Genomic DNA, 12,265 nt, shown 5'->3' with positions numbered 1-12,265 from the left:
TGTGATCTAGGTCACAACCCCGGTTCGTACTTCAGCGCAGCGCGTACCGGATCTGCGGACGGCCGGCCCTGCCGTACTCGGTGTGCCGGGTGAGCACCCCGTCGTCGGCGAGACGTTCGAGATACCGCCAGGCCGTCACCCGGGAGACCCCGATGCTGGCCGCCACCTCGGCCGCCGTCAGCGGTCCGGCAGCGTCACGGACGCACGCCGAAACGTGGTCGAGCGTCTGTGGTGCAACGCCTTTCGGGGATGCAGCGCGCTCGTCGGAGGTGCGTAGCGCGGACATCGCCCGATCGATGTCGTGCTGACTCAGTGCGTTGCTTCCGGCAGGCAGGGCGTCGCGGAATTCCCGGTACCGCTCGAGTTTGTCGCGGAACGCCGCGAACGTGAACGGCTTCAGGAGATACAACGCGATTCCGCGCGCCACGGCGGTGCGGACCATCTCCAGGTCGCGGGCCGAGGTCACGGCGATCACGTCGGGACTCGGTCGCACGCCGCTCAGTGCCGCCGCGACGTCGAGGCCGCTGGCATCCGGCAGGCCGATGTCGAGGAGGACGAGGTCGATGGGGTCGTCGCTGCCGTTCGCCGCGGCGACCGCCCGCATGGCGCCGTTGCCGTCGTGAACGACGGTGTGCACCGAAAAGCCCGGAATGCGTTCCACATACGCCCGATGGGCCTCGGCGATGAGTGGTTCGTCCTCGACGATCATCACGCGGATCACGAGGCGGCCCCCTCGATCGGGATCTCGACGACGACCATCGATCCGAGTGACGGCTCCGTGTGGATCGTCCCGCCGTGCCGGGCCACCACCTGGGCGACCAACGCCAGTCCGAGCCCGCGCTGACCCGACTTGGTGGAGTAGCCGCGCGTGACCGCCTTGTCGAGTTCGTCGGCGGGAATGCCGGGTCCGCTGTCGGCCACCCGCACCACCATCGTCGAATCCTCTTGACGGACGGTCACTTCCACCCACGCATCCTCTCCGGGGGATTCCATCGCGCCGCGGGCGGCGTCGATCGCGTTGTCCACGAGATTACCCACCAGCGTCACGAGTTCACGCGCACTGAGCGGCGCCACGGGCCCGAGAGCGGTGTCCTCGGTGACGGTCAGGTCGACTCCCCGCTCGGCGGCCACCCCAACCTTGCCGAGCAGCAGTGCGGCCAGGGCGGGTTCGTGCACCGCCGTCATCAAGCGGTCGATCAGTTCCTGCGACAATCGCAGATCCTCGGTGGCGAACGCGATCGCGTCGTCGTAGCGGCCCAGTTCGACCATCGTGATGATCGTGTGCAGTCGGTTCGCCGATTCGTGCGCCTGTGACCGCAGCGATTCCGCGAAGCCGCGCACGGAGTCGAGTTCGCCCATGATGCTTTGCAATTCCGTGCGATCACGCAGTGTCAGCACGGTCCCGAGACGCTGCCCCTCCCACGTCACGGGTTCCCGGCTGACGAGCAGCACGCGGTCGGGGGTCACGTGCACCTCGTCCCGGGAATCGTCGTCCTGCGACTGCCGCAGCGACTCCGGCAGCGCGGCCAGCGGGACGGGGCCCTCGGGGAGATCGAGGAGGCGGCGCGCTTCGTCGTTCACCACTTCGGCATTCGCGGTGTCACCGCTGTCGCGGCCGAGCACCACCAGGCCCTCACCGATCGAGTGCAGGACGGCGTCGTGATGCTCGTACATCTGCCGCAGCTCGTCCGGGGCCATCCCCAGCGTCTGACGGCGCAGGCGCCTGCTCAGCAGGAACGAACCTGCCGCCGACACCGCCAGACCGATCGCGGCGACCGCGAAGATGGTCGGCAGGCTCGCGGCGAACTGGTCGCCGATCTTCGCCCGGGTGACGCCGACGGACACCAGGCCCGCGATCCGGTCGCCGTCGTACACCGGTGTCACCGCCCGGATCGACGGTCCCAGCGAACCGGCGTACGTCTCCGTGAACGTCTCCCCGCGGAGCGCGCGCTCGATGTTCCCGGAGAACACGCCGCCGATCAGCTCCGGGTTGGTGTGGGTGAAGCGGATGCCCGCGGGCGTCATCACGACGATGAAATCGGTGCCGGTCGCGGCGCGGATCTGCTCGGTCTGGGGCTGGAGAACGGCCGTCGGGTCGGGGGACCGCAATGCCTCGACGGTGCCGTCCGACAGCGCGAATGTGGTCGCGACGGCCGTGACGGCGCGCCGGGTGGTCTCGTCGCTGTCGCGACGCTGGTCGACGATGGCCAGCGCGGTCCCGGCGCCGATGACCAGCACCAACACGACGAGCTGCAGGAGGAAGAGCTGCCTCGCGACGCTCATGGGCCGTCTCGGCGGATGGTGCGGCAATGCATTTCTCCTGAACGTAATGAACACAAACTTCTCCAGCCAAGCGATCGCTTAGAAGATTCTTCCAAGACGTGATCGCGGTCACTCACCGGCCTCACCGATCAGCTTGCCACTCGAATTGGAGGACAATCCCATGAGTACTGCGACAGGGAAGACCAAGAAGCGCGACCGGACACACTGGTTGTACATGGGGGTCATCGTCGCCGTCGTCGCGGGCATCCTCGTCGGGTGGCTGGCTCCGGGAGTCGGCAAGTCGCTCGGCGTGCTCGGCACGATGTTCGTCGATCTGATCAAGATGATGATCAGCCCGGTCATCTTCTGCACGATCGTGCTCGGCATCGGATCGGTGAAGGCCGCCGCCAAGGTGGGCAAGGTCGGCGGACTCGCCCTCACCTACTTCATCGGCATGTCCACGGTCGCGCTCGGCATCGGTCTGCTGGTCGGCAACCTGCTCGACCCGGGCACCGGCCTGAACATCAGCGCCGACACCGCAAGCACGGGTGCGGCGCTCGCCGAGAAGGCCCACGGAGCCGGCGGCACCATGGACTTCCTCCAGTCGATCATCCCCACGTCGCTGATGTCCGCGCTGACCGAGGGAAGCGTCCTGCAGACCCTGTTCGTCGCGCTGCTCGTCGGCTTCGGACTGCAGGCCCTGGGCAAGCAGGGTGAGCCGATCCTGCGTGCAGTCGGCTCCGTCCAGAAGCTCGTCTTCAAGATCCTGTCGATGATCCTGTGGCTCGCCCCGATCGGTGCGTTCGGTGCCATCGCGAACGTCGTCGGCCAGACCGGCCTCGGCGCCGTCGTCCAGCTCGCCACGCTCATGCTCGGCTTCTACCTCACCTGCCTGATCTTCGTGTTCGGTGTCCTCGGATCCGTGCTCCGCGTCGTCGCAGGCGTCTCGATCTTCAAGCTGGTCCGGTACCTGGCCCGGGAGTACCTGCTGATCTTCGCCACGTCCTCCTCCGAGTCGGCCCTGCCCCGCCTGATCGCGAAGATGGAACACGTCGGCGTCGAGCGCACCACCGTCGGTGTCGTCGTCCCCACCGGCTACTCGTTCAACCTCGACGGCACGGCGATCTACCTGACCATGGCGTCGATCTTCATCGCCGACGCAATGGGCCAGCCGCTGTCCTTCCCCGAGCAGCTGTCGCTGCTGGTGTTCATGATCATCGCGTCCAAGGGTGCTGCCGGAGTCAGCGGCGCCGGGCTCGCCACCCTCGCCGGCGGCCTGCAGAGCCACCGTCCCGAACTGCTCGACGGCGTCGGCCTCATCGTCGGTATCGACCGGTTCATGTCCGAGGCCCGCGCGGTCACGAACTTCTCCGGCAACGCCGTCGCCACCCTGCTCGTCGGTTCCTGGACGAACACGATCGACAACGACCGCGTCCGCACCGTCCTCGACGGCAAGCTCCCCTTCGACGAGTCGACGATGGTCGACGATGGCCACGGCGAGGTCGTCGAAGAGCAGGCCACGGAGACCCCTGCCGCCGACGAGCCGAAGGTACTCGTGAAGAGCTGACACCCACTCCGAAGTAAACCTCTGTGCGCCCGGGCGATTCGAAGCCTGGGCGCACAGAGGTTTGTTGGCTACGTTGGTGCGCATGACGACACCTGTTCAGAACATCGGTATCAACACACTCGGCGGCACCCCGACCTCCCTCGGCGAATACGACGGTCGCGCCGTCCTCGTGGTGAACGTCGCCTCGAAGTGTGGACTGACCCCGCAGTACAAGGGCCTCGAAAAGCTCGCCACCGACTACGCCGACCGCGGCCTGACCGTGATCGGCGTCCCGTGCAACCAGTTCATGGGGCAAGAGCCCGGCACCGCCGAAGAGATCGAGACCTTCTGCTCCACCACCTACGGCGTCACGTTCCCGCTGCTCGAGAAGATCGAGGTGAACGGTGAGAACCGGCACCCGCTGTACGAGGAACTGACCAAGGCCGCCGACGCCGAGGGCGCCGCGGGCGACATCCAGTGGAACTTCGAGAAGTTCCTCGTCGCACCCGACGGCACCGTCGTCAAGCGGTTCCGTCCCCGCACCGAGCCCGAGGCGCCCGAGGTCGTCGAGGCCATCGAGGCGGTTCTGCCGAAGTAGGCGGCTTCGCCGCCCGTGCGCCTTTCTGGTAGCTCCGACTACCAGAAAGGCGCACGAGCTTTGCCCCTTGTTCACGTTCACCTGTCACGCTGGGGCCCATGACCGGACAGCTGATCGTGTCGGTGTCGGGGATCAAGGACGAGACGCGCGACTTCGCGGCCGCGTTCGCCGAGGAGATGGATGCGCGCGGCGTGCCGCTGTCGCTGCTCGTCGCCCCGCGCCTGAAGGACAAGTACCGCCTGGTCAACGATCCCGCGACGCAGGACTGGCTCCGTGTGCGCCGATCCCGCGGCGACGCCGTCGTCCTGCACGGATACGACCAGGCCGCCACCAAGCGCCGTCGGGCCGAGTTCGCCGCGCTGCCCGAGCACGAGGCGCGGCTGCGACTGCTCGCGGCCGACCGGGTGATGGAACAGACCGGGCTGCGCACCAGACTGTTCGCCCCGCCCCGCTGGCTGGCGTCGCAGGGCGCCGTCGCGGCACTGCCGTCCGCCGGGTTCCGGCTGCTCGCCGGGATGACCGCCATCCACGACCTCGAACGCGGGACGTCGGTGCGGTCGCGGGTGCTGGGGATCGGGGAGGGGTTCCGGGCCGAACCGTGGTGGTGCCGGGCCCTCGTCCTCGGCTCCGGACGCACGGCCAAACGCGGGGGCGTGGTGCGCCTCGCCGTCACCGCCAAGCAGCTGGGCACGTCGGGACCGCGGCAGGCGATGCTCGACGCCGTCGACCTCGCGCTCTTCCATGACGCGCGGCCCGGCGTGTACCGCTGGGAGCGGCGGATTTCGCAGATCGGTGCCGCCTGACCCGTGAGTACTTGTTAACCGCCCGCGGTTAACAAGTACTCACGGGGGCGTCAGGCCACCTCGATGCTCGACTCGCTCGGCATCGTGCGGAACTCGGTGCCCTCGGGCGCCATGTCCGTGTAGCGGCCGTAGAATATGCCGGTGGCCTCGTTGGCGATGATCGCCTGGTGGATGGGCACCGCGACCCGCGGTGCGACGGCGCGGAGGTAGTCGATGGCCTCGGAGATCTTCAGCCACGGCGCCGCGGCGGGCAGCGCCAGCACGTCGACCTTCTGCTCGGGGACGAACAGGGAGTCGCCGGGGTGCATCAGCCGGGCGGGGTTGCCTGCGTCGCCCAGCAGGAACGCCGTGTTGTCGATCACGGGGATGTCGGGGTGGATCACCGCGTGCCTGCCGCCGGTGCCGGTGACGTGCACGTCGCCGATGTCGAATTCGTCGCCGGCGTGCACCCCCGTCCACGCGCCGCCGAGCTGGGCGGCGGTCTGCGGGTCGGAGTACAGCGCCGCGCCGGGGTTCGCCTCGACGAGGGCGGGCAGTCGCTGCTGGTCGACGTGGTCGGGGTGCTGGTGGGTCACGAGGATCGCGTCCAGTCCGGTGATGCCCTCGAATCCGTGCGAGAAGTTGCCCGGATCGAAGAGGATGGTGGAACCGTTCAACTCGACGAGGACGCAGCTGTGGCCGAAGTGAGTCAGTCGCATGAATTCGAGTATGCGCTTGCGTGCATGGCTCGTCCCGTTCGTCCGATGCGAACCGCAGGCAGGTAGCCCGGTAAACTTCCGGGTGCCCGGTGTTCCACTCTGGGCTCGCGCACAACAACAAGGAGCAGCACGTGGCCCGTGTCGTCGTCGAAGTCATGCCCAAGGCCGAGATTCTCGACCCCCAGGGGCAGGCCATTGTCGGAGCGCTGCCGCGGCTCGGCTTCGCTGGAGTTTCCGATGTCCGTCAGGGCAAGCGGTTCGAGCTCGAGGTCGACGGCAGTGTCGACGACGCTCAGCTCGAGAAGATCGCCGAGGCCCTGCTGGCCAACACGGTGATCGAGGACTGGACCGTGAGGCGCGTCGAAGCATGAGCGCCCGCGTCGGAGTCATCACTTTCCCCGGCACCCTCGACGACGTCGACGCCGCCCGCGCGGTGACCCTCGCCGGCGGCGAGGCCGTGAGCCTGTGGCACGGCGACGCCGACCTCAAGGGTGTCGACGCCGTCATCGTCCCCGGTGGCTTCTCGTACGGCGACTACCTGCGGTGCGGCGCCATCGCCCGGTTCGCGCCCGTCATGGGCAAGGTCGTGCAGGCCGCGCAGGGCGGTATGCCCGTCCTCGGTATCTGCAACGGTTTCCAGGTGCTGTGTGAAGCGGGCCTCCTGCCCGGCGCGCTCACCCGGAACGAGGGCCTGCACTTCATCTGCCGCGACGAGTGGCTGAAGGTCGAGGCCACGTCGACGGCGTGGACGTCCCGCTACGAGACGGGTGCCGAGATTCTCGTCCCGCTCAAGTCCGGCGAGGGCCGCTACCAGGCGTCGGAGAACGTTCTCGACGAACTCGAGGGTGAGGGCCGCGTGGTGTTCCGCTACGCCGGCGACAACCCGAACGGTTCGCAGCGCGGCATCGCGGGCATCTCCTCGGCCAACGGCCGCGTGGTGGGCCTCATGCCGCACCCCGAGCACGCCACCGAGGCCCTCACCGGCCCCAGTGACGACGGGCTCGGCATGTTCTACTCCGTGCTCGACAGCGTCATCTCCGCCTGATCCGACCGGCGCCGTGCGGGCCTCGGCCACGCACGGCGCCATCAGGCCATGTCTAGCTGACGGCGCGGATCACCACGATTTCCTCGAGGGTCTGACCGACCTCGATGAGCCCTCGCCGCTCGAGCATCTCCCGCCGTTCGACGAGGACGGGTCCGAACGGGATCTCGGCCGTCGCGGCGACGTCGACCGTCATATTCTGCTCCTCGAGCATCGTCAGTGTCTTCTCGACTCCGCTCAGGCCGGACTGCGCCAGCAGCAGAACCCCGCCGTCGACGAGAAGGTCGGGGGCCTGGCAGCAGATCCGGTCGAGCAGTGCGCGACCGTTCTTTCCCGCATCCCAGGCGCGCGCCGGACCGCGGTCGGGCACGGTGTCGACGGATGCCGGGACGTACGGCGGATTGGAAACGACGAGGTCGAACCGCTCTTGGCGGACGTGTTCGGTGAGGTCTCCGTGGATCACCCGGATCCGGTGCCCGCGGGCGAGCGCATTGAGCCGAATGCTGATCGCCGCCCGCCTCGACACGTCCACCGCGGTCACCCGGCCCGCACCGGCGGCCGCGGCGGCCATGCTCAGCGCGCCGGTCCCCGCGCACAGATCGAGCACCCGGGAGTGGGGACCGAGTCGCTCCGCCGCCAGGACGCCGGCCAGCAACTGCGTATCGTGTTGCGGGCGATAGACTCCGGGAAGACGTAGCAGCATCGAAGACTCCTCGGTTGCCGGGCGCATCGGCGTACGCCAACCGAGTGCCACCGGGCGCTCACCGTGGACGCCGTGCGTCTGATTACCGAACAGTTACCCCACTCGCCGCAGGGCCAATCACGCCGGCGGGTCCGACGGCCGTGGCGGCGATCCGGAAGACGCGCGGAACCCGAGGCGAACTGGCACGATCGACGGGTGACGTACACCGAGCAGTTGCGTGATCTCGCGACCCGGCACGGGGTTGCGACGTCGTATCAGGGTTGGGACCAGCGGCGTCACGACGTGGGCGACGACACGCTCCGCAGCGTCCTCGCAGCGCTCGACGTTCCCGCCGCAACGGAGGACGAGGTGCGGCGCGCCCTGTCCGAGTGCGAACTGGCGCCGTGGCGGCGGATGCTGCCGCCCGTCGTCGTCGGCAGGAACGGATCCGAGACCCGTTTCGTGGTCCACGTTCCGCACGGCGAGGCGGTGGACGTCACGATCGACACGGAGTCGGGCGCGACGGTCCCGGCACGCCAACTCCAGGTGTGGGTCGATCCGCGAGAGGTCGACGGTGTTCTCGTGGGGCGCGCGACGTTCGCCGTGCCCTCCGACGTTCCGTGCGGGTGGCACACGGTCCAGGCGTCCACCTCGGGCACCTCCTCGTCGTGCACGCTCGTGGTGACACCGGCGCGGTTGACCACTTCGGACGCACTGCGCGACCGCAGGCGCTGGGGTGTGCTCACGCAGTTGTACTCGATCCGGTCGCGTCGGTCCTGGGGTGTGGGGGATTTCGGCGACCTTGCGGATCTCGCGTCGATCTTCGGTTCCGTCCACGGCGCCGACTACGTTCTGGTCAATCCACTGCATGCCGCGCAGCCCCGACCGCCGATCGAGGCGTCGCCGTACCTGCCGACCACCCGCCGCTACGTCAACCCGCTGTACATCCGCGTCGAGAATATCCCGGAGACGGCGTACCTCTCGACGCGACGCCATGCGCGGATGCGCGACGCCGCAGCGCGATTCGAGAGGGCGAACGACCGGTCCGACCGGATCGACCGCAACCCGTCGTACCGGGCGAAACTCCGGGTGCTCGAACGGGTCTTCCGGATCGAGCGCAGCCCGAGCAGGCAGCACGCGTTCGAGGAGTTCTGCCGCGTCGAGGGGGACGGGCTGCGGGACTTCGCGACCTGGTGCGTGCTCACCGAGAAACTGCCGCCCGACGACCCGCGATGGACGACGAAGGCCGGTGCGCCGGACAGCGACTGGGTGCAGGCGCAGCGGCGCAAGCTGACGCCGCGAATCCAGTTCTACTCGTGGCTGCAATGGGTGTGCGACGAGCAGCTTTCCGACGCACAGGACGCTGCGCGCGCGGCGGGCATGGACATCGGGATCGTGCACGACCTGGCGGTCGGGGTCCAGCGCGGGGGCGCGGACGCGTGGTCGCTGGGAACGGCTCTGGCGGAGGGCATTACCGTCGGCGCTCCTCCCGACGACTTCAATCAGCAGGGCCAGCAGTGGAATCAGCCGCCGTGGCGGCCGGATCGGCTGGCGGAACTGGGGTACGCCCCGTACCGCGACATGCTGCGCACCGTCCTGAAGCACGCGGGCGGCCTGCGGGTCGACCACATTCTGGGACTGTTCCGGCTGTGGTGGATTCCCGCCGACGCGCAGACGCCTGCCGACGGAACGTACGTCACCTACGACCACGAGGCGCTCATCGGGATCCTCGCGCTCGAGGCCGAGCGGGCGGGCGCCGTGGTGATCGGCGAGGACCTCGGGGTGTTCGAGCCCGCGGTGCAGGACTACCTCGCCGAGCGCGGCATCCTGGGGACCTCGATCCTGTGGTTCGAACACGACGGCGAGCGGCCGACACCGCCGGAGCAGTACCGGACCCTGTGCCTGACATCCGTGACCACGCATGATCTTCCGCCGGCCGCCGGATACCTGGCCGGCGAACACATCGAATTGCGCTCGCGGCTCGGGCTCCTCGAACGCGACCTCGAACTCGAGAAGGAACACGACGCCCAGCAGCGCGAGGCCGTGCTCCAACTGGCGCGCGACCGCGGGTTGCTGGCGGACGACGCGTCGATACCCGACACCGTGAAGGCGCTGTACCGGCTGATCGCCCGGAGCCCGTCGCTGCTATCGGGTGTCGCACTGGCCGACCTGGTGGGGGAGTACCGCATCCAGAATCAGCCGGGCACCGACGAGACCCAGTATTCGAACTGGAAGATTCCCCTCGCCGACGCGTCCGGGCGCGCGGTCCACGTCGAGGACCTCACGCACGGCGATTTCGGGTTCGTCGAGGACGCAACCCGCGCTTAGGGCGCGAGGGCGCGCATCGCCAGGTCGACGACGGCGTCCGCGTGCTCGTGGGTGAGGGGATGGGCTCCGGACTGCCAGCGGTAGAACATCGGCGCCATGAACAACTCGAACGCCAGGGCGAGGTCGACGTCGGGTCGCACCTGCCCGGCGTCCTGCGCCGAGCGGAACCGCGTGGCGACGAACTCGAACTGCGGCCGGTAGATCCGTTCGACGATCTGTTCCCTCAGGGCCGGGTCCTGCAGCGATTCGATGGACAGCGCCCGGAACAGCGGTTCGAAATCGGGGGACGTGAACTCGTCGACCGTGGCCCGCAGCACCAGCCTCATGTCGGCGGCGAGGTCGCCGGTGTCGGGCAGGGCCAGGGCCTCCTGGGCGCCGGCCGCGTTCTGTTCGTGCAGGGCGTCCACGACGAGTGCGCCCTTGGACCGCCACCAGCGGTAGATGGTCTGCTTCCCGACCTTGGCGCGTGCGGCAATGCCCTCGATGCTGATCTTCCCGTAGGGCTGTTCGCGGATCAGCTCCTGCGTGGCCTGCAGGATCGCGGCGCGGGACCGTTCGGATCGGCGGGGATTGTCGGCGGACGGCATGAACGGATCCTAGACCAGACCAGACGAGACGTATCGTCTTGACTCGTCTGCGGCCGGATGTCATCATGTATCGAGACGGACCGTTCCGTCTCGGAAAGGATGAAGATGACCCGCTCACACATCGCCATGGTCAGCATCCCGGCGCCCGGGCACGTCAACCCCAGCCTGGAGATTCTCCGAGAACTCGTCGCGCGCGGGCACCGCGTGACGTACGCCAACGACGCCGCAGTGAAGGACGTCGTCCAGAGCACCGGAGCGGAATTCAAGGAGTACGCCTCGACGTTGCCGCGCGTGAACACCGCAGGCGCGGCGGACGCGTCCGGGAAGTCCTGGGACGGCGACACCATCGATCACCTCACCCTGTTCCAGGCCGAATACGAGTCGATGCTGCCGCAGTTGCGGAGGCTGTACGAGGACGACCGCCCCGACCTGTTCCTCTACGACATCGCGGGAGGTCCCGCCCGCGTCCTCGCCGAGGAATGGAACGTGCCGACTGTGCAACTGTCGCCGACGTACGTGGCCTGGGAGGGCTACGAGGACGACATGAAATCGTTCGTGGACACCATGCGTGCCGACCCGCGCGGCGCCGCACTGTACGAGCGGCAGGGGAAACTGCTGCGGGACAACGGTGTCGAGACCGACCCGGACGAGTTCTACGGGCGCCCGGCCCGGGCGGTGGTGCTGATCGCGAAATCGATGCAGCCCAACGCCGACCGCGTGAACGAGGACGTCTATACGTTCGTCGGACCTGCGCTGCCCACCCGGCGGCCCGCCGATGGCCGGTGGGAGCGTCCGGCAGGCGCGGGCAAGGTGCTGCTCGTCTCGCTCGGCACCGCGTTCACCGATCACGCCGACCTCTACCGCCGCTGCATCGAGGCGTTCGGCGACCTCGACGGCTGGCACGTCGTCCTGCAGATCGGGCAGCACGTCGACGTCGACGACCTCGGCGCCGTGCCCGGCAACGTGGAGGTCTACCGCTGGGTGCCGCAGTTCGACATCCTGGGGCAGGCCGACGCGTTCCTCACCCACGCCGGCATGGGCGGGTCCAGCGAGGGCATGTTCACGGGGACCCCGATGATCGCCGCGCCGCAGGCCACCGACCAGTTCGAGAATGCCGACGCGCTCGTCGCCGCGGGAGTGGCGGTGCGCGTGGACAGTTCGGACGTGTCGGCAGCCGGACTGCGGGACGCGCTCACCTGGGTCGACGCCGAGCCGGTCCGTCGCCGCAGCGCGGAGCTCGCCGCCGAGTTGCGTTCTGCCGGTGGCGTGGACGCTGCCGTCCGGGTCATCGAGGAGTTCCTGTGAAGCTGCGAAACGTGTCGGTGGTCACGGCTACTGTGCGGGCATGGCACTCACACTCGGCATGATCACGTTCGACACCACCGATCCGGGGCCGCTCGCGAACTGGTGGGCGAAGCAGACGGCGGGCACGGTCGAGCAGGAGAACGACGGCTGGTTCTACGTCGTCGCCCTCCCGGGTTCCGCGCAGAAGCTGGCGTTCCAGAAGGTCGACGATCCCACTCCGGGGAAGAACCGCATCCACCTCGACCTGGCCTCCGAAGACCTCGACGGCGAGGTCGGCAGGCTGAGTGCCGACGGCGCGACGGAGGTCGGGCGGCACGAGATGGGCGGTTTCCGATGGGTCACGCTCGCCGATCCGGACGGCAACCAGTTCTGTGTCTCGGGTCCCCACCCGTGACAGCGGGTCCTGCATGATTG

13 protein-coding genes are annotated in these 12,265 nt (G+C 68.6%); 8 read left to right on the top strand and 5 right to left on the bottom strand.

Annotation, left to right across the window (positions count from 1 at the left end):
* Positions 1 to 31: 31 nt before the first annotated feature.
* Complete coding sequence (locus BLV94_RS20670) at positions 32 to 721, bottom strand: response regulator (RefSeq protein WP_005244415.1); 690 nt, start codon at positions 719 to 721, stop codon at positions 32 to 34.
* Complete coding sequence (locus BLV94_RS20665) at positions 718 to 2,283, bottom strand: sensor histidine kinase (protein ID WP_072943005.1); 1,566 nt, start codon at positions 2,281 to 2,283, stop codon at positions 718 to 720. Before BLV94_RS20665 ends, BLV94_RS20670 begins: the two co-directional genes overlap by 4 nt.
* A 160-nt stretch (positions 2,284 to 2,443) precedes the next feature.
* On the opposite strand from BLV94_RS20665, the gene BLV94_RS20660 reads away from it, so the two are divergent.
* The 3 genes from BLV94_RS20660 (at position 2,444) to BLV94_RS20650 (ending at position 5,209) form a co-directional block, all read left to right on the top strand.
* Positions 2,444 to 3,829: a cation:dicarboxylate symporter family transporter gene (locus BLV94_RS20660; RefSeq protein WP_072943006.1), complete on the top strand. Its 1,386-nt coding sequence runs from the start codon at positions 2,444 to 2,446 to the stop codon at positions 3,827 to 3,829.
* A gap of 82 nt (positions 3,830 to 3,911) precedes the next feature.
* Complete coding sequence (locus BLV94_RS20655; protein ID WP_072943166.1) at positions 3,912 to 4,406, top strand: glutathione peroxidase; 495 nt, start codon at positions 3,912 to 3,914, stop codon at positions 4,404 to 4,406.
* A 98-nt stretch (positions 4,407 to 4,504) separates the two neighbouring features.
* Positions 4,505 to 5,209, top strand: coding sequence for a DUF2334 domain-containing protein (locus BLV94_RS20650; protein WP_072943007.1), 705 nt, complete (start codon positions 4,505 to 4,507; stop codon positions 5,207 to 5,209).
* A 50-nt stretch (positions 5,210 to 5,259) separates the two neighbouring features.
* Here BLV94_RS20650 and BLV94_RS20645 read toward each other — a convergent pair whose 3' ends face one another.
* A complete protein-coding gene (locus BLV94_RS20645; protein WP_072943008.1) occupies positions 5,260 to 5,907 on the bottom strand; it encodes an MBL fold metallo-hydrolase in 648 nt (215 codons plus the stop codon).
* A 131-nt stretch (positions 5,908 to 6,038) separates the two neighbouring features.
* Between BLV94_RS20645 and purS the strand changes: the two genes are divergently transcribed.
* Both purS and purQ read left to right on the top strand, forming a co-directional pair.
* Positions 6,039 to 6,278, top strand: coding sequence for a phosphoribosylformylglycinamidine synthase subunit PurS (gene purS / locus BLV94_RS20640; protein WP_005244409.1), 240 nt, complete (start codon positions 6,039 to 6,041; stop codon positions 6,276 to 6,278).
* The gene (purQ, locus tag BLV94_RS20635; protein ID WP_072943009.1) at positions 6,275 to 6,952 is read left to right on the top strand and encodes a phosphoribosylformylglycinamidine synthase subunit PurQ; all 678 of its coding nucleotides are present in this window, start codon (positions 6,275 to 6,277) and stop codon (positions 6,950 to 6,952) included. Before purS ends, purQ begins: the two co-directional genes overlap by 4 nt.
* 52 nt (positions 6,953 to 7,004) lie before the next feature.
* Here purQ and BLV94_RS20630 read toward each other — a convergent pair whose 3' ends face one another.
* Positions 7,005 to 7,652, bottom strand: a complete 648-nt coding sequence (locus tag BLV94_RS20630) for a HemK2/MTQ2 family protein methyltransferase (protein WP_072943010.1) — start codon at positions 7,650 to 7,652, stop codon at positions 7,005 to 7,007.
* A 195-nt stretch (positions 7,653 to 7,847) separates the two neighbouring features.
* On the opposite strand from BLV94_RS20630, the gene malQ reads away from it, so the two are divergent.
* On the top strand, positions 7,848 to 9,959 hold the full coding sequence (gene malQ / locus BLV94_RS20625) for a 4-alpha-glucanotransferase (protein WP_072943011.1): 2,112 nt from the start codon (positions 7,848 to 7,850) through the stop codon (positions 9,957 to 9,959).
* Here the strand turns inward: malQ and BLV94_RS20620 are convergent.
* Positions 9,956 to 10,546 carry a TetR/AcrR family transcriptional regulator gene (locus tag BLV94_RS20620; protein WP_072943012.1) on the bottom strand — a complete coding sequence of 197 codons (591 nt, stop codon included), beginning with the start codon at positions 10,544 to 10,546 and terminating at the stop codon, positions 9,956 to 9,958. The genes malQ and BLV94_RS20620 overlap by 4 nt on opposite strands.
* 57 nt (positions 10,547 to 10,603) lie before the next feature.
* Here BLV94_RS20620 and BLV94_RS20615 point away from each other — a divergent pair, with 57 nt between their 5' ends.
* Both BLV94_RS20615 and BLV94_RS20610 read left to right on the top strand, forming a co-directional pair.
* Positions 10,604 to 11,851 carry a macrolide family glycosyltransferase gene (locus BLV94_RS20615; RefSeq protein ID WP_371851554.1) on the top strand — a complete coding sequence of 416 codons (1,248 nt, stop codon included), beginning with the start codon at positions 10,604 to 10,606 and terminating at the stop codon, positions 11,849 to 11,851.
* A 40-nt stretch (positions 11,852 to 11,891) separates the two neighbouring features.
* The gene (locus BLV94_RS20610; RefSeq protein ID WP_072943014.1) at positions 11,892 to 12,245 is read left to right on the top strand and encodes a VOC family protein; all 354 of its coding nucleotides are present in this window, start codon (positions 11,892 to 11,894) and stop codon (positions 12,243 to 12,245) included.
* Positions 12,246 to 12,265 lie beyond the last annotated feature (20 nt).

It is taken from the genome of Rhodococcus koreensis, assembly GCF_900105905.1.
GTDB classification, from domain to species: domain Bacteria; phylum Actinomycetota; class Actinomycetes; order Mycobacteriales; family Mycobacteriaceae; genus Rhodococcus_F; species Rhodococcus_F koreensis.
This window is presented reverse-complemented; position numbering and strand designations above follow the sequence as displayed.

Excerpts from the sequence above, each read along its gene's own strand:
- BLV94_RS20665 (WP_072943005.1), bottom strand. The coding sequence starts at position 2,283 with ATGAGCGTCGCGAGGCAGCTCTTCCTCCTGCAGCTCGTCGTGTTGGTG.
- BLV94_RS20660 (WP_072943006.1), top strand. The coding sequence starts at position 2,444 with ATGAGTACTGCGACAGGGAAGACCAAGAAGCGCGACCGGACACACTGG.
- BLV94_RS20655 (WP_072943166.1), top strand. The coding sequence starts at position 3,912 with ATGACGACACCTGTTCAGAACATCGGTATCAACACACTCGGCGGCACC.
- BLV94_RS20650 (WP_072943007.1), top strand. The coding sequence starts at position 4,505 with ATGACCGGACAGCTGATCGTGTCGGTGTCGGGGATCAAGGACGAGACG.
- BLV94_RS20645 (WP_072943008.1), bottom strand. The coding sequence starts at position 5,907 with ATGCGACTGACTCACTTCGGCCACAGCTGCGTCCTCGTCGAGTTGAAC.
- purQ (WP_072943009.1), top strand. The coding sequence starts at position 6,275 with ATGAGCGCCCGCGTCGGAGTCATCACTTTCCCCGGCACCCTCGACGAC.
- BLV94_RS20630 (WP_072943010.1), bottom strand. The coding sequence starts at position 7,652 with ATGCTGCTACGTCTTCCCGGAGTCTATCGCCCGCAACACGATACGCAG.
- BLV94_RS20620 (WP_072943012.1), bottom strand. The coding sequence starts at position 10,546 with ATGCCGTCCGCCGACAATCCCCGCCGATCCGAACGGTCCCGCGCCGCG.
- BLV94_RS20615 (WP_371851554.1), top strand. The coding sequence starts at position 10,604 with ATGTCATCATGTATCGAGACGGACCGTTCCGTCTCGGAAAGGATGAAG.
- BLV94_RS20610 (WP_072943014.1), top strand. The coding sequence starts at position 11,892 with ATGGCACTCACACTCGGCATGATCACGTTCGACACCACCGATCCGGGG.